This is a genomic window from Amycolatopsis sp. NPDC004368 (assembly GCF_053602515.1).
The window spans coordinates 44,941-67,588 of the sequence record NZ_JBSGDT010000042.1 but is presented as its reverse complement, the minus strand read 5'-3'; the positions used below and the strand labels follow the sequence as shown (position 1 = coordinate 67,588).

Annotated in this window: 20 protein-coding genes; 10 read left to right on the top strand and 10 right to left on the bottom strand. The window is 70.7% G+C overall.

The window, feature by feature from the left end; translation table 11 throughout:
• From ACWEOE_RS36645 to ACWEOE_RS36630, 4 genes are all read right to left on the bottom strand, one after another.
• The coding region (locus ACWEOE_RS36645; protein WP_452017478.1) for a class II fructose-bisphosphate aldolase at positions 1–838 on the bottom strand (838 nt) is incomplete at its 3' end.
• The gene (locus ACWEOE_RS36640) at positions 835–1,731 is read right to left on the bottom strand and encodes a 1-phosphofructokinase family hexose kinase (protein WP_452017476.1); all 897 of its coding nucleotides are present in this window, start codon (positions 1,729–1,731) and stop codon (positions 835–837) included. The genes ACWEOE_RS36645 and ACWEOE_RS36640, both read right to left, overlap by 4 nt.
• 64 nt (positions 1,732–1,795) lie before the next feature.
• On the bottom strand, positions 1,796–2,641 hold the full coding sequence (locus ACWEOE_RS36635) for an ROK family protein (protein ID WP_452017474.1): 846 nt from the start codon (positions 2,639–2,641) through the stop codon (positions 1,796–1,798).
• Entirely contained in the window at positions 2,641–3,519 is an 879-nt protein-coding gene (locus ACWEOE_RS36630) for an SIS domain-containing protein (RefSeq protein ID WP_452017472.1), read from the bottom strand. Before ACWEOE_RS36630 ends, ACWEOE_RS36635 begins: the two co-directional genes overlap by 1 nt.
• Before the next feature lie 167 nt (positions 3,520–3,686).
• Here ACWEOE_RS36630 and ACWEOE_RS36625 point away from each other — a divergent pair, with 167 nt between their 5' ends.
• The 5 genes from ACWEOE_RS36625 to ACWEOE_RS36605 all read left to right on the top strand — a co-directional run bounded on the left by ACWEOE_RS36625 (position 3,687) and on the right by ACWEOE_RS36605 (position 8,883).
• A complete protein-coding gene (locus tag ACWEOE_RS36625) occupies positions 3,687–4,475 on the top strand; it encodes a DeoR/GlpR family DNA-binding transcription regulator (RefSeq protein ID WP_452017470.1) in 789 nt (262 codons plus the stop codon).
• Between the two features lie 117 nt (positions 4,476–4,592).
• Entirely contained in the window at positions 4,593–5,771 is a 1,179-nt protein-coding gene (locus ACWEOE_RS36620) for a Gfo/Idh/MocA family protein (RefSeq protein WP_452017468.1), read from the top strand.
• Positions 5,772–5,808: 37 nt separating this feature from the next.
• Positions 5,809–7,110 (top strand): ABC transporter substrate-binding protein, encoded by a 1,302-nt coding sequence (locus tag ACWEOE_RS36615; RefSeq protein ID WP_452017466.1) that lies wholly within the window; start codon positions 5,809–5,811, stop codon positions 7,108–7,110.
• Between the two features lie 5 nt (positions 7,111–7,115).
• On the top strand, positions 7,116–8,060 hold the full coding sequence (locus tag ACWEOE_RS36610; RefSeq protein WP_452017464.1) for a carbohydrate ABC transporter permease: 945 nt from the start codon (positions 7,116–7,118) through the stop codon (positions 8,058–8,060).
• Positions 8,053–8,883, top strand: coding sequence for a carbohydrate ABC transporter permease (locus ACWEOE_RS36605; protein ID WP_452017462.1), 831 nt, complete (start codon positions 8,053–8,055; stop codon positions 8,881–8,883). Before ACWEOE_RS36610 ends, ACWEOE_RS36605 begins: the two co-directional genes overlap by 8 nt.
• Positions 8,884–9,093: 210 nt before the next feature.
• Here the strand turns inward: ACWEOE_RS36605 and ACWEOE_RS36600 are convergent, their stop codons facing one another.
• Positions 9,094–9,960, bottom strand: coding sequence for an ATP-grasp domain-containing protein (locus tag ACWEOE_RS36600; protein ID WP_452017460.1), 867 nt, complete (start codon positions 9,958–9,960; stop codon positions 9,094–9,096).
• Positions 9,957–10,274: a hypothetical protein gene (locus tag ACWEOE_RS36595; protein WP_452017458.1), complete on the bottom strand. Its 318-nt coding sequence runs from the start codon at positions 10,272–10,274 to the stop codon at positions 9,957–9,959. The genes ACWEOE_RS36600 and ACWEOE_RS36595 overlap by 4 nt, the downstream gene beginning before the upstream one ends.
• Before the next feature lie 100 nt (positions 10,275–10,374).
• On the opposite strand from ACWEOE_RS36595, the gene ACWEOE_RS36590 reads away from it, so the two are divergent.
• Entirely contained in the window at positions 10,375–11,346 is a 972-nt protein-coding gene (locus ACWEOE_RS36590; RefSeq protein WP_452017456.1) for a quinone oxidoreductase family protein, read from the top strand.
• A gap of 40 nt (positions 11,347–11,386) precedes the next feature.
• Here the strand turns inward: ACWEOE_RS36590 and ACWEOE_RS36585 are convergent, their stop codons facing one another.
• The 4 genes from ACWEOE_RS36585 to ACWEOE_RS36570 form a co-directional block, all read right to left on the bottom strand.
• Positions 11,387–11,638, bottom strand: coding sequence for a cold-shock protein (locus ACWEOE_RS36585; protein ID WP_452017454.1), 252 nt, complete (start codon positions 11,636–11,638; stop codon positions 11,387–11,389).
• Between the two features lie 2 nt (positions 11,639–11,640).
• Complete coding sequence (locus ACWEOE_RS36580) at positions 11,641–12,225, bottom strand: FKBP-type peptidyl-prolyl cis-trans isomerase (RefSeq protein ID WP_452017452.1); 585 nt, start codon at positions 12,223–12,225, stop codon at positions 11,641–11,643.
• A 10-nt stretch (positions 12,226–12,235) separates the two neighbouring features.
• Positions 12,236–14,548, bottom strand: a complete 2,313-nt coding sequence (locus ACWEOE_RS36575; RefSeq protein ID WP_452017450.1) for a HelD family protein — start codon at positions 14,546–14,548, stop codon at positions 12,236–12,238.
• A gap of 176 nt (positions 14,549–14,724) precedes the next feature.
• Entirely contained in the window at positions 14,725–15,720 is a 996-nt protein-coding gene (locus ACWEOE_RS36570) for a heme o synthase (protein ID WP_452017448.1), read from the bottom strand.
• Positions 15,721–16,241: 521 nt separating this feature from the next.
• Between ACWEOE_RS36570 and tkt the strand changes: the two genes are divergently transcribed.
• The 4 genes from tkt to zwf are packed head-to-tail and all read left to right on the top strand — an operon-like array spanning position 16,242 to position 22,622.
• Complete coding sequence (tkt, locus tag ACWEOE_RS36565; protein WP_452017446.1) at positions 16,242–18,344, top strand: transketolase; 2,103 nt, start codon at positions 16,242–16,244, stop codon at positions 18,342–18,344.
• Positions 18,345–18,354: 10 nt separating this feature from the next.
• A complete protein-coding gene (gene tal, locus ACWEOE_RS36560) occupies positions 18,355–19,470 on the top strand; it encodes a transaldolase (protein WP_452017444.1) in 1,116 nt (371 codons plus the stop codon).
• Positions 19,471–19,479: 9 nt separating this feature from the next.
• Positions 19,480–21,099, top strand: coding sequence for a glucose-6-phosphate isomerase (locus ACWEOE_RS36555; protein ID WP_452017442.1), 1,620 nt, complete (start codon positions 19,480–19,482; stop codon positions 21,097–21,099).
• Positions 21,096–22,622 (top strand): glucose-6-phosphate dehydrogenase, encoded by a 1,527-nt coding sequence (gene zwf, locus ACWEOE_RS36550; RefSeq protein WP_452017440.1) that lies wholly within the window; start codon positions 21,096–21,098, stop codon positions 22,620–22,622. Before ACWEOE_RS36555 ends, zwf begins: the two co-directional genes overlap by 4 nt.
• Positions 22,623–22,648: the final 26 nt, after the last annotated feature.

Sequence of the window (22,648 nt, the reverse complement as noted above, 5' to 3'; positions counted from 1 at the left end):
CCTTCGAGGCCAGCAGCCGCAGGAGGCGCTCGGTTTCCACCGCGACCGCGTCGCGGCCGAGCCGCACGTACTTGCGCGGGTCGACGACGTCGGGCCGCTCGTCGAGGAACTGCTTGAGCGAGCGGGTGAACAGGCCGTTGAGGTGCGTCGAGATGTTGATCTTCGTCATCCCGCTCTCGACGGCGCCACGCAGCTCGTCGTCGGACAGGCCCGACGAGCCGTGCAGCACCAGCGGCACGTCGACCGCGTCGCGCAGCCGCGTCACGAGCTCGCGGTCGACGCTGGCGGTGCGCGAAACCATCGCGTGCGAGGTGCCGACGGCCACCGCCAGCGCGTCCACGCCCGTGGCCGCGACGAACGCGGCGGCCTCGGCCGGGTCGGTGCGCGCGCCGGGGGCGTGCACGCCGTCCTTGCCGCCGACCTCGCCCAGCTCGGCTTCCACGGCGATGCCCTCGGCGTGGCACTCCTCGGCGATTTCGCGGGTGGTGCGCACGTTCTCGTCGTAGGGCAGGCGCGAGCCGTCGTACATCACGCTGTCCACGCCGAGCTCGACGCCTTCCCGCACCAGCTCGGGGTCCTCGATGTGGTCCAGGTGCACGAGCACCTCGACCGAAGCCTGTTTCGCGATCGCCAGCGACGCGAGCGCGATCGGGGCCAGCCCGCCGTGGTAGCGCACGCAGTTCTCGCTGATCTGCAGCACCACGGGCAGGCCGGCCCGCTCGGCACCGCTCGCGATGGCCTCGGCGTGTTCGAGCAGGATCACGTTGAACGCGCCCACGGCGGCCTTGCGCTCACGCGCCGACGCGAGGATCGGGGTCAGAGCCGGGCGGGTGATCATGCGGGTTCTCCGTTCGGTTCGAGAAAACGTCGGTAGGCACCGAAATCGACCTCGCCCGCCACCGGGCGCAGCACGGCGGCCGCCCCGAGCGCGGCGGCGCGGCGAAGTCCTTGCACGAGCGGGACTCCCTCGACGAGCGCGGCCGCGAGCCCGGCCGTCGCCGCGTCGCCCGCCCCCGTCGGGTTCCCGCTGACGCCGGGCACGGCGGGAACTTCCACCACTTCCGTCCCGCGGTGCGCCGAAATCCCTTCGGCACCCCGCGACACCACCACGAGCCCGGCGCCCAGCCGCACCAGCCGTTCGGCGCCGGCCCGTTCGTCCACAGTGGACGTCGCCTCGAGCAGCTCGCCGAGGTTCGGCTTCACCACGTCCGCCCCGGCCGCCGCCCCGGCGAGCAGCGCCGGCCCCGACACGTCCACGAGCACCCGGGTCTCCGCCCGGTGCGCCGCCCGCACCCACTCGCCGACCAGCTCCGGGTCCGCGCCGCGCGGCAACGAACCCGACACGACCAGCAGATCCGCCCCGGCCAGGCGCCGGTCGAGCACCTCGCCGAACCGCGCCCATTCGGCCGCGCTCGTCTCCGGCCCGGGTTCGCTGTAGACGGTCGGATGGCCCTCGCCGACAACCGTCACGGTCGTCCGCGTCTCCCCCGCCAGCCCGCTCACCTCGTGCGGCACCCGCAGCTCCCCGGCGACCCACCGCCCGGCCTCCCCGCCGAGCGGCAGCACGGCCACCACGTCGACCCCGAGGCCGTCGAGCACCCGCGCGACGTTGAGGCCCTTGCCCCCGGGCCGGCGCTGGACGTCCAGCACCCGATTCGTCTCCCCGGGAACGTCGCGCGCCACGCGGTAGGTGACGTCGACCGCCGGGTTCGGGGTCACCACGACGATCACCGCGTCACGCTCCAGGCCAGCAGGTCCCGATCCCGGGCAATGCGGCCGGTCACCAGCACGCCGCTCACCGCGTCATGCTCCCTTCCAGCAGGTCCTGCGCCAGCAAGGTCGCCCCGATCACCGCGGCCGTGTCGCCGTGGTGGGCGCGGCGCAGGGCCGGGGCGCGCAGGACGCCGAGGCGGGCCGTGACCTCGCGGGCCAGCGGTTCGAGCAGCAGCGCGCCGGATTCGGCGAGGCCGCCGCCGAGGATCACGGTGGCGCAGCCGACGGCGGCGGTCGTCCAGGCGATGGATTCGGCGAGTGCCTCGACGCACGCGCGCCAGGCGGCGACCGCGGCACTGTCCCCGGCGCGGACGCGTTCGGCGACGGTCAGTGCGTCCGGCGCACCGGCAACCCGGGCGAGTGCCGACGCCGACGCGATCTCCTCGACCCGGCGACCGCCGGCCACGAGGACCTGGCCGATCTCGCCCGCCCACGGGCTGTCGAGCACGCGGCCGTCCACGACCAGCGCGCCGGCCAGCCCCGTGCCGACGGCCGCGAACAGCACCGGCTCCACCGCACCCGCGGCGGCGCCCGTGCGGACCTCGGCCAGCGCGCCGGCCCGCACGTCCTGCCCGAACGCGAGCGGCACGTCCAGCGAAGCGGACACGAGGTCGCGCACCGGAACGTCGTGCCAGTCCAGGTTCACAGCCCGCAGGCACACGCCCGCGCGTTCGTCGACGATGCCCGGCACGACGAGCCCCACCGCGTCGACCGGGTACCACCCGGTCGCACGGCGCACGAGGCCCGCGAGCGCGCCCGGGTCGCCCGTCGGCGTGGGCTCGCGCCACTGCGCGAGCACCGCGCCGTCGCCGGCGGTCACGCGGGCCTTGACCGTGGTGCCGCCGACGTCGACACCCAGCACGGCCATCAGGTGAGGATGACCGAGCGCGTGAGCGAGCGCGGGTGGTCGGGGTCGAGCCCGCGCCGCTCGGCGAGCGCGATGGCGAACCGTTGCGCCACCACCAAAGCCGCCATCGGGTCGAAGTCGTGGTGGACGAACGTCGCGCCGGTGCGGGCGATGTCGTCGGCCAGACCTTCGGGCGTTTCGCCCAGCGACCACACCAGCCGGCCGGGCTGCGCGATCGCGATCGGGCCGTGGCGGTAGTCCATGGCCGGGTAGGACTCGGCCCAGAACTGCGCGGCTTCACGCGTCTTCAGCGCGGCCTCGAACGTCAGGCCCACGGCGGCGTCGCGCCCGACGAAGCTCACCTGCTCGGCGTCGAGCAGGTCGGTGATCGGCACCTGCAGCGCCTGCTCGGCCTGCGCCGCCAGGTGCTCGACGTCGTCACCGAGGCCCGCGCGCAGCAGCGCGAGCGTGGTGGTCGCGAACCGCGTCTGCACCACGGATTCCTCGTCGGCGAAGGAAAGTTCGACGACCTCGCCGGCGACGGCGGCGGCCGGGGCGTCGCCCACGGCCGTGATCAGCACCGTGCGCTGCGAGCCGAGCGCGCCGAGCAGGTCGACGATCTCGGTCGTGGTGCCGGAGCGCGAGATCGCCACCACCCGGTCGTACTGGCGCTCGCGCGGGTACTCGGACCCGGCGAACGCGTCGGTCAGGCCGTGGCCGCGCTGCTCGCGCGCGACGGCGTAGCTCATGGCGATGAACCAGCTGGTGCCGCACCCGACGACGGCGACGCGTTCCCCCGGCTGCGGCAGCGCGCTCGCGACGGAGGGAAACAGCTCGGCCGCCGTACGCCACATCTGCGGTTGGGACGCCAGCTCACGGGACACGAAGGAGTCGGACATGGAGACCTTTCGAGCCAAGGGCGATCGACGTGATCGCAGAAGTGAGCATAGACGATCATTCTTGATTGATGTGAGCGATATGCGTCATCTTCAATCATCCGGCGCAGCCGGACCGACCTCTAGGATGGGTCGGTCCCACCCCTCGACCTGGAACGCGAGCCACCCCGATGACGCCCCAGCAACGCCTGAACGCCCTGCTCGAGTTGGTGAGCGAACGGGGGAACGTGACGATCACCGAGATCGGCGAAACGCTCGGCATCTCCCCCGCCACCGCGCGCCGCGACCTCTCGATCCTCGCCGACCAGCGCCTGATCACCCGCACCCACGGCGGCGCGGCCGCCCTCGGCGCCGGCTACGAGCTGCCGCTGCAGTACAAGATCGCCCGTCAGGCCGAGGCCAAGACCGCGATCGCCCGCAAGGCCGCCGAGCTGGTCCGCCCCGGCGAGACGGTGGGCGTCAACGGCGGCACCACGACCACCGAGGTCGCGCGGGAGCTCGGCAAGAGTGAGCGCTTCATCCGCGCCGACGGCGAAACCGGCCTGACCATCGTGACCAACGCCCTGAACATCGGCTACGAGCTGTCGGTGCGTGCCCACGTGAAGATCGTGGTCACCGGCGGCGTCGCCCGGCGCCAGTCGTACGAGCTGGTCGGCTCACTCGTGTCCAACGCGCTGGCCGCCTTCGCCCTCGACACGGTGATCCTCGGTGTCGACGGGCTGAGCGCGCAGTACGGCGCGACCACCCTGCACGAGGGAGAAGCCGAGGTCAGCAGGCATTTCAGCCAGGTCGCGCGGCGGGTGATCGTGGTCGCCGACGCCACAAAGCTGATGAAGTCCACCTTCGCCCGGATCTGCCGGCTCGCCGAGATCGACGTGCTGGTCACGGACGCCGAGGTGCCGGCTTCGTTCGCCGCCGAGCTGGCCGCCGCGTCGGTCGAGCTCGTGGTCGCGAGCTGACGTCCGGGCGCGTAACGGTTCACGCACGCCTCTGATCAGACGTGCAGTCGCGTGTTGTGCATTAGTGATTGGTTTGCCATCATGCAGATCAATATCACGCAGAGGTGAGGTGACCAGGTGGCCAACAGCGAAGCTGTCCGCGTGGGTGTGGTGGGGGTCGGCCAGCGGGCCGTCATCGCCCGCCACATCGCCGAGTCGGGCCTGGCCGCGACCGTGGTGGCCGCGGCCGACCCGACCGAGGCCGGCCGCGCCCGGGCCCGTGAGCTGTTCGGCGACATCGAGCTCGTCGAAACGCACACGGACTTGATCGAGCACAAGCTCGTCGACGCCGCGATCGTGACCGCGCCGGACTGGACCCACGCCGAGATCGCCGTCGACCTGCTGCGCGCGGGCATCGCCGTGTACCTCGAAAAGCCGCTCGCGATCACGCTCGAAGACGCCGACACCGTGCTCGCCGCGGCGCAGGAGTCGGGCACGCCGCTCTACATCGGACACAACTTCCGGCACTCGGGTGTGGCCCGCGCGCTGCGCGAAGTCGTGGCCCGCGGCGAGATCGGCGAGGTCAAAACCGTGTGGTGCCGCCACTTCGTGGGCAACGGCGGCGATTACTACTTCAAGGACTGGCACGCCGACCGCAGCAAGGTCAACTCGCTGCTGCTGCAGAAGGCCAGCCACGACCTCGACGTGATCCACATGCTCGCCGGCGGCTACACCCGCCGCGTGGTCGGCATGGGGCAGCTCGCGGTCTACGGCGCCATCACCGATCGCGGCGGCCACGAGAACGAGCTGATGCAGGACTGGTTCTCCTTCGACAACTGGCCCCCGGCCACGCAGACCGGCCTCAACGAGGTCGTCGACGTCGAGGACGTGTCCATGGTGCTCATGTCCCTCGACAACGGCGTGCTCGCCAGCTACGAGCAGTGCCACTTCACCCCGGACTACTGGCGCAACTACACGGTGATCGGCACCGAGGGCCGCGCCGAGAACTTCGGTGACACCGGCGGCGGCGTGGTGAAGGTGTGGAACCACCGCCGCGGCTGGTCCACCGACGGCGACCGCGAGTACCCGATCTCGGGTGTCGAAGAAGGTCACGCCGACGCCGACCTGCTCACGATGACCGAGTTCCTGCGCTACGTGATCGACGACGTGCCGCCGACGCTCTCGCCGATCGCCGCCCGCGAGGCCGTGGCCGCCGGAGCGCTCGCCACGCAGTCGCTGCGCAGCGGCTCCGTTCCCCTCGACGTGCCCGAACTCCCCGCGGCCGTGCGCGACCACTTCCCGGCCGCCACCCACTGACCCGAACCTCTTCCCCGCCCGCTGAAAGGAACCCCCGATGGCTTCATTCCCCCGCCGAGCGCTGGCCGCGGTGGCCGGCACGGTGGCCGCCGCCGCAACACTCGCCGCGTGCTCGTCCGGTTCGAGTGCGTCCACTTCGGACAGCGCGTACAGCGCCCCCGACGCGAACGTGTCGGCGAACCTCACCTACGCGGTGTGGGACCAGACCCAGGTGAAGGCGATCAACGCCAACTTGGCCGAGTTCAACAAGAAGTACCCGAACATCAAGGTGAACGTGGACGTGACCCCGTACACGAACTACTTCACCAAGCTGCAGACGGAAGCCTCCAGCGACAGCCTGCCCGACGTGTTCTGGATGAACGGGCCCAACATCCAGCTCTACGCCAGCAACGGCAAGATCGAGCCCATCACCGGTGAGGTCAAGGCCGGCGCGATCGACCCGAAGAACTACCCGGCCTCGCTCGACCAGCTCTACACGCTGGACGGTGTGCAGTACGGCGTGCCCAAGGACTTCGACACCATCGGCGTGTGGATCAACAAGGCGCTGTTCGCCGAGGCCGGCGTGCCGATCCCGAGCAAGGACTGGACGTGGGCCGACCTGCAGTCCACCGCCGCGCAGATCTCGCAGAAGCTCGCGAGCAAGGGCATCTACGGCATCTCCGCCGGCATGGACGGGCAGACCACCTACTACAACACGATCTTCCAGTCCGGCGGCTCGGTGATCTCGCCCGACGGCAAGAAGTCGGCCTACGACGACCCGAAGACGGCCAAGGGCATCCAGTTCTGGACCGACCTGGTGAAGTCGAAGGCGATGCCGACCATCAAGCAGCTCACCGACACCACCGGCGACCAGTGGTTCGTGTCCGGCAAGTCGGCGATGTACCAGGGCGGCAGCTGGGCCCGCAGCGAGGTCGCGGCGGCGCCGATCGCCAAGGACGTCGCGGTGCTGCCGGTGCCGAAGGGCGACCAGCAGGCCACGGTGATCCACGGTCTGTCCAACGTGGTCGCCGCGAACAGCCCGAACAAGCAGGCCGCGCAGGCGCTGCAGGTGTTCCTCGCGAGCAAGGAGGCCCAGCAGCAGCAAGGTGACCTCGGTGCGGTGATCCCGGCCTACAACGGCACGCAGGACGCGTTCACGAAGTCCATGCCCGGCGTCGACCTGCAGCTGTTCCTCGACGAGGTCTCCTACGCCAAACCGCTGCCGGTGTCGAAGAACACCGCCGCGTGGAACACGCTCGAGACCAACCTGCTGCCCGACGCTTTCGACGGCACCAAGCCCGTCGACGCCGTGCTGAAGGACCTGGCCTCCCAGATGAACGCAGACCTGGCCAAGGAATGAGTGCCGTGTCCGTCGAGGTTTCCGAGCCCGCTCCGGCGCCCGCCGCTCCCGCCACCCGGCGGAAGCGGGGCGGCGTCCGGGGCGGGGACGGCCTGTGGCCCTGGGCGTTCGTGCTGCCGCTGCTGGCCGGCGTGCTGGTCTTCTACATCTGGCCGATCCTGCAGACGGCGTTCTACTCGTTCACCTCCTGGGGCGTGTTCGGCGGCTTCAAGTGGACGGGGCTGGACAACTACAGCCTGCTGTTCGCCGACCCGCAGCTGTACCGCTCGCTGCTCAACACCCTGATCTACACCGCGGTCGTGCTGCTCGGCGTGCCGATCGCAGCCTGGCTCGCGAGCCTGCTCAACACGCCAGGCCTGCGGTTCGCGCAGTTCTACCGCGTGCTGTTCTTCCTGCCGTACGTGGCGATGCCCGCGGCCGTGGCGCTGGTGTGGCGCATGATCTTCAACGGCGACTACGGCATCCTCAACTGGGCGCTGTCGAAGATCGGGATCACCGGCCCTTCGTGGGTCAACACACCCGGCTTCGCGCTCGCCGCGGTGTCGATCGTGGGCCTGTGGTCCTCGCTGGGCTTTTCGATGATCGTGCTCGGCGCGGGCCTGAAGAACATCCCGCCGGAGCTGTACGAGGCCGCCGAGCTCGACGGCGCGAGCCGCTTCCGCCAGTTCCGCTCGATCACGCTGCCGCAGCTGGCGCCCAGCTTGTTCTTCGTGGTCGTGGTGACCACCATCGCGAGCTTCCAGCTCTTCGACCTGCTCTACGCGTTGCTGGGCAACCACAACGCGGTGCTGCCGAAGACGATGTCGCTCGTCTTCTACTTCTACAACGCGGGTTTCATCGAGAACGACAAGGGTTTCGCCGCGGCCATCGCGATGGTCATCTTCGTGCTCATCGGCCTCGTCACACTCCTGCAGTTCCGCTTGCAACGGAGGTGGGCAGGCAATGCCTAGAACACGGCGCCGCCGGCAGTCCCACGCGCTGATCCACCTCGTGCTCGGGGTGGGCGGGCTGATCATGGCCTTCCCGTTCCTGTGGCAGATCGTGATGTCGTTGTCCACCAACGCCGAGGTGCAGAGCGTGACACCCACGTTCTGGCCCGCGCACCTGCAGTGGTCGAACTACGCCGCGGTGTTCCAGCGGCTGCCCTTCCTGTCGCAGCTGTGGACGTCGGTACTCATCACGGTGATCCGCACGCTGGCCCAGATCGTGCTGTGCACGCTGGCCGGCTACGCGTTCGCGCGCATGCGCTTCCGCGGCCGCGCGGTGCTGCTGGGTCTCGTGCTGTCGATCCTGCTGGTGCCCTCGCAGGCGTACCTGATCTCGCAGTACCAGATCATCCAGGGCCTGGGCTGGCTCAACACCCTGGCCGGAATCGTCGCGCCCGGGCTTTTCAGCGCGTACGGCACCTTCCTGATGCGCACCGCCTTCCTCAACCTCCCGGCGGAGCTGGAGGAGGCGGCGCGCATCGACGGCAGCGGGCCGCTGCGCACGTTCTGGAGCGTGCTGCTCCCGGTGGTGCGCCCGAGCATCAGCGTGCTCGCGATCTCGGCCGTGCTGTGGTCGTGGAACGAGCTGCTGTGGCCGCTGGTAGTGTCGACGCGCGCCACGCAGATGCCGCTGTCCGCCGCGCTGGCCACGCTGGCAGGCGACGTGACGGTGAACTACCCGGTGCTGATGGCGGCCAGCCTGCTGGCCATGGCGCCGATCCTGATCCTGTTCATCGTGCTGCAGCGCCGGGTGATCGACGGGCTGGCGTCCTCGGGCCTGAAGTGATCCGGGTGTGACTCAGGCCAGCAGCTTGCGCAACGCCGACGCGAACCTCGACGGGGCTCCCGCGTCGGCGTTGCGGAAGCCGAGCCTCGGTTCGGTCAGCTCGAGCTCCAGGACCAGCGGGCGCCCGTCTTCACCGCGGACGAGGTCGATCAGGCACCGCGGAACGCGCTGCCCGACGTGAACGAAAACTTCTTCCTGTGAACGGGAAAACTACGCCAGCTGCTGGCGCACCGCCGACGCGAACCGCAGCGGGGCTCCCGCGTCGGCGTTGCGGAAGCCGAGAGACGGTTCCGCCAGCTCGACCTCCAGCACCAGCGGGTGCCCGTCCTCGCCGCGGACGATGTCCACGCGGGCGTAGAGCAGTTCGGCGCGCAGGATGTCCATGAGCGAGCAGGCGGCGTCCAGCGCGTCCTCCGCGACGGCGCGCACACCGGACGCCGGGACGGCCGGGGCGAGCTTCTCGGTGAGGAACAGGCCCGACGGGTCGGTGCCGGCGCCGAGCATCGCGGCTTTCGTGAAGGCGTGCGAATAAACGCCGCCGAAGTACACGAGCGCGATCTCGCCCTGGGTGTCCACACTGGACTGGTAGGGCTGGATCACGGCGGTGCGCCCGTCGGCGTGCAGTGCCCGCAGGTGCTCGTCCGCGCCGACGGCGTCGGCGCCGAAGCGGGCCGCGCCGACCGAACCGGCGCCGACCGACGGCTTCACCACGAACGGCACCTTCAGCCACTTGGCCGGTTCACCCGGCTCGACGAGGGTGGTCAGCACGGTGGGCACACCCGCGTCGAGCAGTTCGACGAGGTAGGACTTGTCGGTGTTCCAGCGCACCACGGCGGCGGGGTTGGCCAGCGTCGGCACGGTCTCGCACCAGTCGAGGAACTCGGCGCGGCGGCCCGGGTAGTCCCAGGTCGCGCGCAGGATCACGAGGTCGGCGCTCGAGAAGTCGGCGGCCGGGTCGTCCCACACGGCCCAGCGGACGGTGAAACCCAGGTCGTCGAGCGCGGAGGCGGCGGCGGTGTCGTCGCCGTCGCCCTCGGGCATCTCCGAGCAGCCGACGAAAATCGCTTCCCGGCTCACCGGCCGGCTCGCGGACCGGCCATCTTGCGGCGGTGGGCCGCGCCGATCTTGGTCGCCTTCACGGTGGCACTGTCCCATTCGGCCGGTTCGAGGTCCTCGATCGCCTCGACCAGCGCGGTGCCCGTGTCGGACGAAGGCACGATCACGTCGCCGAGCGCGCCGTCGGCGCCCACGAGCACCACCCGAGCGCCCGCGCGGCCGATGTTCTCGACCACCGCGCGCGAGGGTTTCCCGTGCCGCGCCACGAAGTCTCGGGCGGCGGCCAGCTGCCGGCCGGTCGGTGCGGGGGGCGTCTGCTCGGTCTCCTCAGCCACGCGGGCGAGCTTAACCGGTCTCACCCGGTGGCGCGGAACAAGCGTGGCGTCGGCCATAGTTGGACACCGGTGAGAGCCGAACCCGACACGAGGAGGAAACATGCCGTCCGCTGTGCAGGTCAGGACGACCGGTGGGCCCGAGGTTCTGGAGGTCACCGAGGTCGAGGTCGGCGCGCCCGGTGCGGGTGAGCTGCTGGTGGACGTGGCCGCGGCCGGCGTCAACTACATCGACACCTACCAGCGCGAGGGCATCTACCCCCTCGACCTGCCGTTCGTGCTGGGCCTGGAGGGCGCGGGCACCGTCGCCGAGGTCGGCGAGGGCGTGACCGCGTTCGCGCCGGGCGACCGCGTGGCCTGGATGGCCTCGCTCGGCAGCTACGCGGCGCGCACGCACGTGCCGGCGTCGGTCGCCGTGAAGGTGCCCGAAGGCGTGTCCGACGAGATCGCCGCCGCCTTGATGCTGCAGGGCGTGACCGCCCACTACCTGGTCCGCTCGACGTACGAGGTCAAGCCCGGCGACGACGTGCTGGTCCACGCCGCGGCCGGCGGCGTCGGCCTGCTGCTGGTGCAGCTGGCGAAGGCCCGCGGCGCCCGCGTGATCGGCACGGTGTCCACCGACGAGAAGGCCGAGCTGGCCCGCGGTGCCGGCGCCGACCACGTGATCCGCTACGACCGGGAGGACTTCGCCAAGGTCACCCGCGAGATCACCGACGGCGAAGGCGTGCACGTGGTCTACGACGGCGTCGGCAAGGACACCGTCGACGGCAGCCTGGCCAGCCTGAAGATCCGGGGCATGCTCGCGCTGTTCGGCGCGGCCAGCGGCCCGGTGCCCCCGATCGACCCGCAGCGCCTGAACTCCGGCGGCTCGCTCTTCCTGACCCGCCCGACGTCCGGCCACTACGTCCGCACGCGCGAGGAGCTCGACTGGCGCGCGGAGGAGCTGTTCTCCCACGTGTCCGACGGCTCGCTGGACATCCGCGTCGGCGGCCGCTACCCGTTGGCCGACGCCCGCAAGGCCCACGAGGACCTGCAGGGCCGGCGCACGACCGGGAAGCTGATCCTCATCCCGTGACGCACGACCGCCGGGCCGGGTGTGTGCCCGGCCCGGCGGTTCAGTGCTTCTGCTTTCGCTTCTTCGGGGGTTTCTCCTTCACCCACACCGCACGCCAGTGGTAGCCGTCCTGCTCGGCGCGCTCCACCGTGAACTCGATCTCGGCGCCCGCATCCAGGCGCCGGAAGCCGGCCATCTCGATGGTCGAGAAGTGCGCCCAGACCCGCTCGGGCAGCGTCCGGCAGTCGAGCACGCCCCAGCCCTGCTCGCCGTGCCACTCGACGACCCAGCCGGTGTGCACGGTGTCGGTCAAGGTCAGCTCTTGTCGGCGGGGACCGTGACGGCGTCGGTCACGAACACGAGGGTCTCGTTGGGCGCGACGCCATCGCCGCCCTGGCCGTAGCCGAGGTCGGGCGGGATGATCAGCAGTCGGCGGCCGCCCTGCTTGATGCCCACGAGGCCCTGGTCCCAGCCCGGGATGACCTTGCCCGCGCCCAGCGGCAGGTCGAAGGGCTGGCCGCGGTCGAAGGAGCTGTCGAGCTTCTGCTTGTCCGACCAGGTGACCAGCGTGTAGTTCATCGACAGTTCCTGGCCGGTCTTCGCGCCGTTGCCGGTGCCCGCGACGAGGTCCTTGGTGATCAGCTTCTTCGGCGGATCGCAGTCGTCCGGGATGGTGATCGTCGGCGGCTGGCCGAAGGTCCCGGTGGTCTTGATGTCGTCCGCGGTGCACTCGCGGCCCTTGGTCTGGGCGGCCTGCGCGGCCGAGCTCGACGGGGCGGCCGGGGCCGACGGGGTGGCCGACGGCTGGGCCGCGGTGTCGTCGCCGCCACACGCGGTCAGGCTGAGCGCCGCGGCGACGGCCGCGACCCCCACGGAGGCGATCTTGCCGAATGTCTGCATGCGCGCGATGCTAGCCAAGCTCAGCGAGTGCCGAAACGGCCTCACCGGTCCGGACCACGCCGAGCCGCTGGGTCGCGCGCGTGAGGGCCACATACAGATCGTTGAGCCCACGCCGTGACGCCGCGACGATCTCGTCCGGCGCGACCAGCACCACGGCGTCGAACTCCAGCCCCTTGGCCCGCTCGACCGTGAGCACGCTCACGCGTTCGTCGGCCGGCACCGCGGTTTCCACGGCAGCCAGCCGCGCGGCGGGTGTGAGCACGGCCACGGTCCCACCGTCCACTGCGGACAGCTCCTGCGCGACGAGACCCGGCAGGTCCGCTTCGAGGTCGCTGGTTTTCACGGACCACGGCGGCACCCCCGTCTCGCGCACCGACGCCGGCGCTGCGAGATCCACGTCCAGCTCGGCCAGCACGCGCGCGGCCACGGCCATGATCTCGGCCGGCGTCCGGTAGTTGACGGTGAGCTGCTCCAGGCGCCAGCGGTCGGCGATGTAGGGCGAAAGGACCTCGTCCCACGTGCGCGCTCCGCCGGCCGCGCCGGTCTGCGCGACGTCGCCGACGAGCGTCATCGAGCGGTTCGGCGTGCGGCGCATGAGCAGGCGCCAGTCCATGGCGGACAGCTCCTGGGCCTCGTCCACGATCACGTGCCCGAACGTCCACGTGCGGTCCTGCGCCGCACGCTGGGCCGCGGTGAGCTCGCTGCGCTCCTGCTGGCGTTCGGCGAACAGCTCGGCGTCGAGCACGTCGGACACCCGCAGGATCTCCTCGTCCTGGATCTCCTCGTCCTGTTCCAGCACGTGCAGCACGCCCTCGGCGTAGGCACGCTCCACGCGCTCGCGGCGCCGGCGCTCGGCGCGCTCCTCGCTGTCGTCCTCTCCGAGCAGCTCGGCCAGCTCGTCGAGCAGCGGCACGTCGGCAGGGGTCCACTTCGCATCGCGCCCGCTCTCCAGGTGCGCGCGGTCCGCCTCGGACAGCAGCTTCCCGGCGGCCCGATCAAGGTGTTCGCGCTCGGCGAACAGGTCGTCGAGCAGGCCTTCCGGTGTCAGTTTCGGCCACAGCCGGTTCATCGCGGCGGCCACGGCCGGGCTGGCGGCGAGCTCTGCGCGGATGTCCTGCACGTCCTGCGCGTCGAGCAGGTCCTCCCCCAGCTTGCGGGCGGCCTGGCGGGTGAGCGCGTCGAGCACGTCGGAGACGAACAGCCGGCGCGCGAGGTTGTGGGGCCGGCGCGAACGGCGGGCGCGGGTGCGGGCGTCGACGCAGGTCTTGCGGTCGAGCTTGAGGATCTCGCGCTCGTGTTCGATCTCCAGCACCGGCTCCGGCACACGCTGGCGGTCGCGCACGGCGTTGGCCAGCACGTCGGCCATCACCAGGCGCCCCTTGACCTCCGCGGCCTCGGGCGCCTCCGCGCCCTCGGCGTCGAGGCCCGGGTAGAGCTGCCCGATCGTGGCGAGCAGCACACCCGTCTCGCCCAGCGACGGGAGGACCTGGCCGATGTAGCGCAGGAACGTGCTGTTCGGCCCGACCACGAGCACGCCGCGCGTGGTGAGCTGCTGGCGGTGCGTGTAGAGCAGGTACGCGGCACGGTGCAGCGCCACCGCGGTCTTGCCCGTGCCCGGCGCGCCCTGCACCACCATCACCCCGCCGAGCGGCGCGCGGATGATCCGGTCCTGCTCGGCCTGGATCGTCGCGACGATGTCGCTCATCTCGCCCGTGCGGCGCCGCTCGAGCGCGGCCAGCAGCGCGGCCTCGCCCGCGAGCCCGAGGTCCTGGCCCTGGTCCGCGGCGCTCAGGTCGAGGATCTCGTCGTCGAAGCCCGTCACCTTGCGGCTCAGCGACCGCAGGTGCCGCCGCCGGCGCACCCCGTCGGGCGACGCCGCCGTGGCGAGGTAGAACGGCCGGGCGACGGGCGCCCGCCAGTCCACCAGCAGGGGCCGGTAGTCGTCGTCCTCCTCGAACAACCCGAGCCGGCCGATGTAGGTCGTTTCCTCGGCGCTCTCGGGCACGAAATCGAGCCGGCCGAAGCACAGCCCCTGTTCCACCGACCCCAGCTGTGCGAGCCGGTCGGTGTACAGCGTGGTGGCGACGTCCCGCTCGGTGCGCGCCTGCGGGGTGCCGCCGGTCTGCCTCAGCGTGGTGTCGAGCCGCCGCTGCGCCGCGACGCGCTCGGTGTCGAGCTTCGTGTACAACGTCGAGACGTACGCCTGCTCACGCGCCAGCTCGGCGGCGTGCTCGGGCGTACCGTCCTCGAGGGCGCGGTCTGCTTCCCGGTCCGGGGACACGGACAAGGTGAATCCTGCTTTCGCATCGGGGAAAGGCGGCATCGGGGAAAGACTGCATCGGGGAAAAACTGCACAGAGCCGGAAGAACACAACGGCCGTCCAGACTACGCCATTCCCGAAGGACGCCCACCCGTCACGGAGCGCCCTGTGCCGCGCTCCACACGCCGAAACGCCGCCGGGTCGAAAGACCTCGACGGCGCTGCGGCTGAAAAAAGCGGCTAGAACGGCAAGCCGAGCGTCGGCAACCCGATCGCCGAGTCCACGGCCAGCGCGACGAACACGATCATCAGGTACGTGTTCGAGCGGTGGAACAACGACATCGGCTTCGTCTCCAGGCCGCGGCGGACCGCGGCCTGGAGGCGGTGGGCGTAGAAGAGGAACCAGGCGCCCGCGAGGACCGCGAAGGTGGCGTAGAGCCAGCTGGTGACCGGGAGCAGCAGGAGGGTCCAGGCGACCATCACCCACGAGTAGATGACGATCTGCTTGGCCACGTGCTGCGGCGTCGCCACGACGGGGAGCATCGGGACGCCCGCGCGTTCGTAGTCTTCGCGGTATTTCATGCCCAGCGCCCAGGTGTGCGGGGGCGTCCAGAAGAAGATGACGCCGAACATCACGAATGCGGGCCACTGCACGGTGCCGGACACCGCGGCCCAGCCGATGACCACCGGCATGCAGCCGGCGGCCCCGCCCCACACCACGTTCTGCGACGTGCGCCGCTTGAGGCCGAGGGTGTAGACGAAGATGTAGAAGAGGATGGTCGCGATCGCGAGGATCGCCGACAGCAGGTTCACGGTGAAGTACAGGACCGCGAACGAGGCGACGCCGAGGACCAGGCCGAAGATCAGCGCGTTGCGCCGCGGCACCGAGTCCTTCACGAGCGGACGCTTCTTGGTGCGGTTCATCACCTTGTCGATGTCCGCGTCGATCACGCAGTTGAGCGCGTTGGCGCTGCCGGCCGCCATCGTGCCGCCGACGAGGGTCGCGAGCACGAGCCACGGGTTCGGGATCTCGCGGCCCGCCAGGAACATCGCGGGGATCGTGGTGACGAGGAGGAGCTCGATCACGCGCGGCTTCGCCAGCGCGGCGTAGGCGCCGACAACCTGGCGGACGGATCGCCGGGCACTGTTCCGCCGGGCACCACGCGGTCGTTCACCGGTCGGGTGTTCGGCGCTGGTGTTCTCACTGCGTCCGTGCGCAGCGTTCACCAACGACATTTCACTCCCAAGGTCAGTTCGGGGCCGGGCTGCGATCCGGAAGACCGCGATGGAACTGGTGAAGCTCCCGGACCAGGCCCGCGCTCGATGTTAGACGTGGTGAATCCGGCTGCTGATCGAGGGTCCTCGACACGCCGGGTCTGTCTTCTGCGTCACGCCACCGGGTTCTCACCTCACCCGGGCGGGTGTGCGCGGTGTGTCCGGAAGGACCGGTCGAGGCCGTCCGGCGGGACCGGCCGCTATCCCGATCGTCCCTTTTGCACGGTCCGTGACCAGCGGCGGACCGCACGCGACCCGCATGGGCGGGATCACCTGCCCGGTGGGGCCGACCCCGGCTGTCGCGACTGCCCCCGGAACACCCCAAGCACTAGGCTGTCGCGGACGGGCCGACTGGTGCCCCGGCGCAGCGCTCCCAGCAGGAATATCGTCTGTTCGGGATCGATTGAGATTACTGGCAGTGCGCACCGGCTACACCACTAGGGAAAGCAAGCGACAACCTCAGGACGGGGAGTTCGAGTTCAGTGTCCGAAACCGCCTCTACCAGCGAGAACAACCCTTTGCTCCGGCGTGACGTGCCCGCCGACTGGACCGGGACCGACACCCGCGCCGTCGACACCGTCCGGGTCCTCGCCGCGGACGCCGTCGAGAAGGTCGGCAGCGGTCACCCGGGCACCGCGATGAGCCTCGCCCCGCTCGCGTACACGCTCTTCCAGCGGACGATGCGCCACGACCCGGCCGACCCGCACTGGCGCGGCCGCGACCGGTTCGTCCTCTCGGCGGGCCACTCCAGCCTCACGCTCTACATCCAGCTCTACCTCGCCGGCTACGGCCTGGAGCTCGACGACCTCAAGTCCCTGCGCACGTGGGGCTCGCTGACCCCGGGCCACCCGGAGTACGGCCACACCAAGGGCGTCGAGACCACCACCGGCCCGCTGGGCCAGGGCCTGGCCAACGCGGTGGGCATGGCGATGGCCGCCCGGCGCGAGCGCGGTCTGCTCGACCCCGACGCCGCGCCCGGCGAGAGCATCTACGACCACCACATCTACGCGATCGCCTCCGACGGCGACATCGAAGAGGGCGTCACCTCCGAGGCCTCGTCGATCGCGGGCCGCCAGGAGCTGGGCAACCTCATCCTCTTCTGGGACGACAACAAGATCTCGATCGAGGACGACACGAACATCGCGTTGTCCGAGGACACCCTGGCCCGCTACGAGGCCTACGGCTGGCACACGCAGCTCGTCGAGGGCGGCGAGAACGTGACCGCGCTCGAGGCCGCGATCAAGGCCGCGCAGGCCGAGACGACCCGGCCCTCGTTCATCGCCGTGCGGACCGTGATCGGCTACCCGGCGCCCACGAAGATGAACACCGGCAAGGCCCACGGCGCCGCCCTCGGGGCCGACGAGATCAAGGCCGTCAAGGAGATCCTCGACTTCGACGTCGAGCGCACCTTCCAGGTCGACGACGAGGTGATCGAGCACACCCGCAAGGCGCTCGAGCGCGGCAAGCAGGCGCACGCCGAGTGGCAGGAGCGCTACGACGCGTGGGCCGCGGCGAACCCGGAGCGCAAGGCGCTGGCCGACCGCATGGCCACGCGCACGCTGCCCGAGGGCTTCGCCGACAACCTGCCGCACTGGGACCCGGACCCCAAGGGCATCGCGACCCGCAAAGCCTCCGGCGAGGTCCTCAACGCGCTGCGCGACCCGCTGCCCGAGCTGTGGGGCGGTTCGGCCGACCTGGCCGAGAGCAACAACACCACGATGAAGGGCGCCGACTCGTTCGGCCCGGCAAAGGCCAGCACGTCGGCCTGGAACGCCAACCCGTACGGCCGCACGCTGCACTTCGGCATCCGCGAGCACGCGATGGGCTCGATCCTCAACGGCATCGCGCTGCACGGCGGCACGCGGCCCTACGGCGCCACGTTCCTCATCTTCTCCGACTACATGCGCCCGCCGGTCCGGCTCGCGGCGCTGATGGGCCTGCCCACCACCTACGTGTGGACGCACGACTCCATCGGCCTCGGCGAGGACGGCCCCACCCACCAGCCGGTCGAGCAGCTCTCCGCGCTGCGCGCCGTGCCGGGCCTCAACGTCGTCCGCCCGGCGGACGCCAACGAGACCGCCTACGCGTGGAAGGCCGTGCTGGAGGACATTCACCACCCGAGCGGTCTCGCGCTGACCCGCCAGAACCTGCCGGTGCTCGAGGGCACCAGCGCGGAAGGCGTGAAGCGAGGCGGGTACGTCCTCGAAGACGCCTCGAACGGCACCCCCGAGGTCGTGCTCATCGCCACCGGCTCCGAGGTGCAGCTGGCCGTCGCGGCCCGCAAGACCCTCGAGGCCGACGGCGTGGCGACCCGCGTCGTCTCGATGCCGTGCGTCGAGTGGTTCGACGCGCAGGACCAGGCGTACCGCGACTCGGTGCTGCCGCCCGCCGTGAAGGCGCGCGTCTCCGTGGAAGCCGGCGTCGCCCAGTCGTGGCACCGCTTCACCGGTGACGCCGGGGTGAACGTTTCGCTCGAGCACTTCGGCGCTTCGGCCGACGCGGCCACACTGTTCCGTGAGTTCGGTTTCACTCCGGAAAAGGTCGTCGAGGCCGCCCGTCGTTCGCTCGCCAACACCAAGAACTGAAAGGATCACCATGAGCACCACTGATCGGCTCGCGCAGCTGTCGGAGGCGGGCGTCTCCATCTGGCTCGACGACCTGTCCCGCGAACGCCTCAACAGCGGCAACCTCGCCGCGCTCATCCGCGACAAGCACGTCGTGGGCGTCACGACCAACCCGACGATCTTCGCCAACGCGCTGTCCCACGGCGAGGCCTACGACGCGCAGGTCAAGGAGCTCGCCGACCGCGGCGCGGACCTCGACGGCACGGTCCGCGAGCTCACGACCTCGGACGTGCGCAACGCCGCCGACCTGTTCCGCGAGACCTACAACGCCACGAACGGCGTCGACGGCCGCGTGTCCATCGAGGTCGACCCGCGCCTGGCGCGTGACACCGAGAAGACGATCGCCGAGGCCAAGGACCTGTGGAAGGCCGTGGACCGGCCCAACCTGATGGTCAAGATCCCGGCGACCGACGCCGGCCTGCCGGCCATCACCGCAGCCCTGGCCGAGGGCATCAGCATCAACGTCACGCTGATCTTCTCCGTCGAGCGCTACGCGCAGGTCATCGAGGCCTTCTTCGCCGGCCTGGAGCAGGCCAAGGCCAACGGCCACGACCTCAAGGGCATCCACTCGGTCGCGTCGTTCTTCGTGTCCCGTGTGGACACCGAGGTCGACAAGCGCCTGAACAAGATCGGCACCGACGAGGCCAAGGCGCTGCTCGGCGAGGCGGCCATCGCGAACACCCGGCTCGCCTACGCCAAGTTCGAGGAGCTCTTCGCGAGCGACCGCTGGAAGGCGCTCGCCGCCGCCGGCGCAAACGCGCAGCGTCCACTGTGGGCCTCGACCGGCGTCAAGGACCCGGCCTACTCCGACACCCGCTACGTCGACCAGCTCGTGGTCCGCGACATCGTGAACACGATGCCGGAGAAGACCATGGACGCGGTGGCCGACCACGCCGAGATCACCGGCGACACGGTGACCGGCCGCGGCGACGAGGCGCAGGCGGTGTTCGACAAGCTGAGCGCCGTCGGCATCGACGTCCCGGACGTGTTCGTGACCCTCGAGACCGAGGGTGTCGAGAAGTTCGAGAAGTCGTGGGCGGAACTGATCGAGACCGTGACCGGCCAGCTGGACAAGGCGAAGGGCTGAAGTCAGACCATGACAGGGGACGAAACCGGCGTCGAGCTCGTCGACGCCGAACTGGCAGGCAAAGCGGCTCCGCTGGTCGAGCGGCTCGTCGCCGACCAGGCCGCGTCGAAGCTCGCCGCGCAGGACGCGACGCTGTGGGGACCGGACGCCGAGTCCGAGGCGTCGATCCGGCTCTCGTGGACGTCGCTGCACAAGTCGTCGCGGCCGCTGATCGGCGAGATCGAGGCCCTGCGCGCGGAGCTGCAGGCTGAGGGCGTGGACCGCGTGGTGCTCGCCGGCATGGGCGGCTCGTCGCTCGCGCCGGAGGTCATCACGGCCACCGCCCAGGTGCCGCTGACCGTGCTCGACACGACCGACGCGGGCCAGGTCGCCGACGCGCTCGCGGGTGACCTCGAACGCACGGTGATCGTGGTGTCGTCGAAGTCGGGCGGCACCGTGGAGACCGACAGCCACCGGCGCATCTTCGCGAAGGCGTTCACCGAAGCGGGAATCGACGCCGCGCGGCGGATCGTGGTCGTGACCGACCCGGGCTCGCCGTTCTCGGAGCTGTCCGAAAAGGAGGGTTATCGCAAGACCTTCCTGGCCGACCCGCACGTCGGCGGCCGCTACTCGGCGCTGACCGCGTTCGGTCTCGTGCCGGCCGGCCTCGCGGGCGCGGACATCGCACGCCTGCTGGACCAGGCCGCCGCGGTGGCCGAGACGCTCGGCACCGACTCGGCCGACAACCCGGCGGTCAAGCTCGCGGCCGCCTGGGCCGCCGCCCACGAGGGTGGCGCGGAGAAGGTCGTGCTCGCTGACAGCGGTTCGGGCATCAAGGGTTTCCCGGACTGGGCGGAGCAGCTGATCGCCGAGTCGACCGGCAAGCTGGGCACCGGCCTGCTGCCGGTGGCCGTCGAGGGCCCCGAGGCCCCCGGCTTCGCCGACGCGAAGTCCGACGCGACCCCGGTCGCGATCGGCGCTCCGGAAGGTGCGGCGAAGATCTCGGTGACGGGACCGCTCGGCGCGCAGTTCCTCCTGTGGGAGTTCGCGACCGCGCTCGCGGGCCGGCTGATCGGGATCAACCCGTTCGACCAGCCCGACGTCGAGGCCGCGAAGAAGGCCGCGCGCGCGTTGCTGGACGAACCCGAGAAGCTGTCCGGCAAGGAGACGCCGGCCACTGTGGACGGTTCCGTCGAGGTCTTCGGTTCGGAAGGCGTTGCCACGGAAGGAAAGCTGGTGGACGTGCTGCGCGCGTTCTTCGGCTCGGTCGCCGATGGCGGCTACTTCGCGGTGCAGGCCTACCTCGACCGGCTCGACGACGCGTCGACCTCGCTGCTGCGCGGCGAGATCGCCAAGCGCACCGGCGTGCAGACGACGTTCGGCTGGGGTCCGCGGTTCCTGCACTCCACCGGGCAATACCACAAGGGCGGCCACCAGAACGGCAGTTTCCTCCAGATCACCGGCGCGCCCGCCGAGGACCTGGCCGTGCCGGACCGCCCCTACACCCTGGGTCAGCTGCAGCACGCGCAGGCGCTCGGCGACGGTCAGGTCCTGGCCGAGCACGGCCGCCCGGTGCTGCGCCTGCACCTGACGGACCGGGCCGCCGGGCTGGCCGAGCTCGTGCGGGCAGTACAGGAGGCCGGCGAGTGACCAGTTGGAACAACCCGCTGCGGGACCCGCGGGACAAGCGGCTCCCGCGCATCGCGGGCCCGTCGAGCCTGGTGATCTTCGGGGTGACCGGCGACCTGGCGCGCAAGAAGCTCATGCCCGCCATCTACGACCTGGCCCACCGCGGCCTGCTGCCCGCCGGCTTCTCGCTGGTCGGGTTCGCGCGCCGCGACTGGGAGCACCAGGACTTCGGCGAGCTGGTGCACGACTCGGTGCGCGAGCACGCGCGCACGCCGTTCAAGGAGTCGGTGTGGAACCGGCTCGCCGAAGGCATCCGCTTCGTGCAGGGCACTTTCGACGACGACGATGCGTTCGACCGCCTCGCCCAGACCGTGAAGGACCTGGACTCCGAACGCGGCACCGGCGGCAACACGGCGTTCTACCTCTCCATCCCGCCGGGCGCGTTCCCGGTCGTGACCAAGCAGCTGGCCCGCTCGGGCCTCGCCGACACCGACGCCAACACCTGGCGCCGCGTGGTCATCGAGAAGCCGTTCGGCCACGACCTCAAGAGCGCCAAGGAGCTCAACGGGATCGTGAACGACGTCTTCCCCGAGGAGTCGGTGTTCCGCATCGACCACTACCTCGGCAAGGAGACGGTGCAGAACCTGCTGGCGCTGCGGTTCGCGAACCAGATGTTCGAGCCGATCTGGAACGCGAACTACATCGACCACGTGCAGATCACCATGGCCGAGGACATCGGTCTCGGCGGCCGCGCGGGGTACTACGACGGGATCGGCGCCGCGCGCGACGTCATCCAGAACCACCTGCTGCAGCTGCTCGCGCTCACGGCGATGGACGAGCCGCTCTCGTTCGAGCCGAAGGCGCTGCGCTCGGAGAAGGCGAAGGTGCTGGCGGCGACCAAGCCGATGGGCCCCTTCGACGAGACCACCGCGCGCGGGCAGTACGCCGGCGGCTGGCAGGGCGGCATGAAGGTGCCGGGCCTGCTGCAGGAAGCGGGCTTCGCGAAGGACTCCAAGACCGAGACCTACGCCGCCGTGACGCTGGAGGTGCAGAACCGCCGCTGGGCGGGCGTGCCGTTCTACCTGCGCACGGGCAAGCGGCTGGGCCGGCGCGTCACGGAGATCGCCGTGGTGTTCAAGCGCGCGCCGCACCTGCCGTTCGACTCCACCTCCACCGAGGAGCTGGGCCAGAACGCGCTGGTCATCCGCGTGCAGCCCGACGAGGGCATCACGCTGCGGTTCGGGTCGAAGGTGCCGGGGACCACGATGGAGGTCCGCGACGTCACCATGGACTTCGGCTACGGCCACGCCTTCACCGAGTCCTCCCCCGAGGCCTACGAGCGGCTGATCCTCGACGTGCTGCTGGGCGAGCCGTCGCTGTTCCCGGTCAACGAGGAGGTGGAGCTCTCCTGGGAGATCCTCGACCCGATCCTCGAGAACTGGGCCAAGGAAGGCGCGCCGGAGCAGTACGCACCGGGCACCTGGGGTCCGGCGAGCGCCGACGAGATGCTGGAGCGTACGGGCCGGAACTGGAGGCGTCCGTGATCCACAATCGCGAAGCTGATCGCGGG

Coding starts and splice junctions, on each gene's coding strand:
- ACWEOE_RS36615 (WP_452017466.1), top strand. CDS start 5,809: ATGGCTTCATTCCCCCGCCGAGCGCTGGCCGCGGTGGCCGGCACGGTG.
- ACWEOE_RS36580 (WP_452017452.1), bottom strand. CDS start 12,225: ATGCAGACATTCGGCAAGATCGCCTCCGTGGGGGTCGCGGCCGTCGCC.
- ACWEOE_RS36590 (WP_452017456.1), top strand. CDS start 10,375: ATGCCGTCCGCTGTGCAGGTCAGGACGACCGGTGGGCCCGAGGTTCTG.
- ACWEOE_RS36625 (WP_452017470.1), top strand. CDS start 3,687: ATGACGCCCCAGCAACGCCTGAACGCCCTGCTCGAGTTGGTGAGCGAA.
- ACWEOE_RS36575 (WP_452017450.1), bottom strand. CDS start 14,548: ATGCCGCCTTTCCCCGATGCGAAAGCAGGATTCACCTTGTCCGTGTCC.
- ACWEOE_RS36555 (WP_452017442.1), top strand. CDS start 19,480: ATGACAGGGGACGAAACCGGCGTCGAGCTCGTCGACGCCGAACTGGCA.
- ACWEOE_RS36630 (WP_452017472.1), bottom strand. CDS start 3,519: ATGTCCGACTCCTTCGTGTCCCGTGAGCTGGCGTCCCAACCGCAGATG.
- ACWEOE_RS36605 (WP_452017462.1), top strand. CDS start 8,053: ATGCCTAGAACACGGCGCCGCCGGCAGTCCCACGCGCTGATCCACCTC.
- ACWEOE_RS36570 (WP_452017448.1), bottom strand. CDS start 15,720: ATGTCGTTGGTGAACGCTGCGCACGGACGCAGTGAGAACACCAGCGCC.
- tal (WP_452017444.1), top strand. CDS start 18,355: ATGAGCACCACTGATCGGCTCGCGCAGCTGTCGGAGGCGGGCGTCTCC.
- ACWEOE_RS36635 (WP_452017474.1), bottom strand. CDS start 2,641: ATGGCCGTGCTGGGTGTCGACGTCGGCGGCACCACGGTCAAGGCCCGC.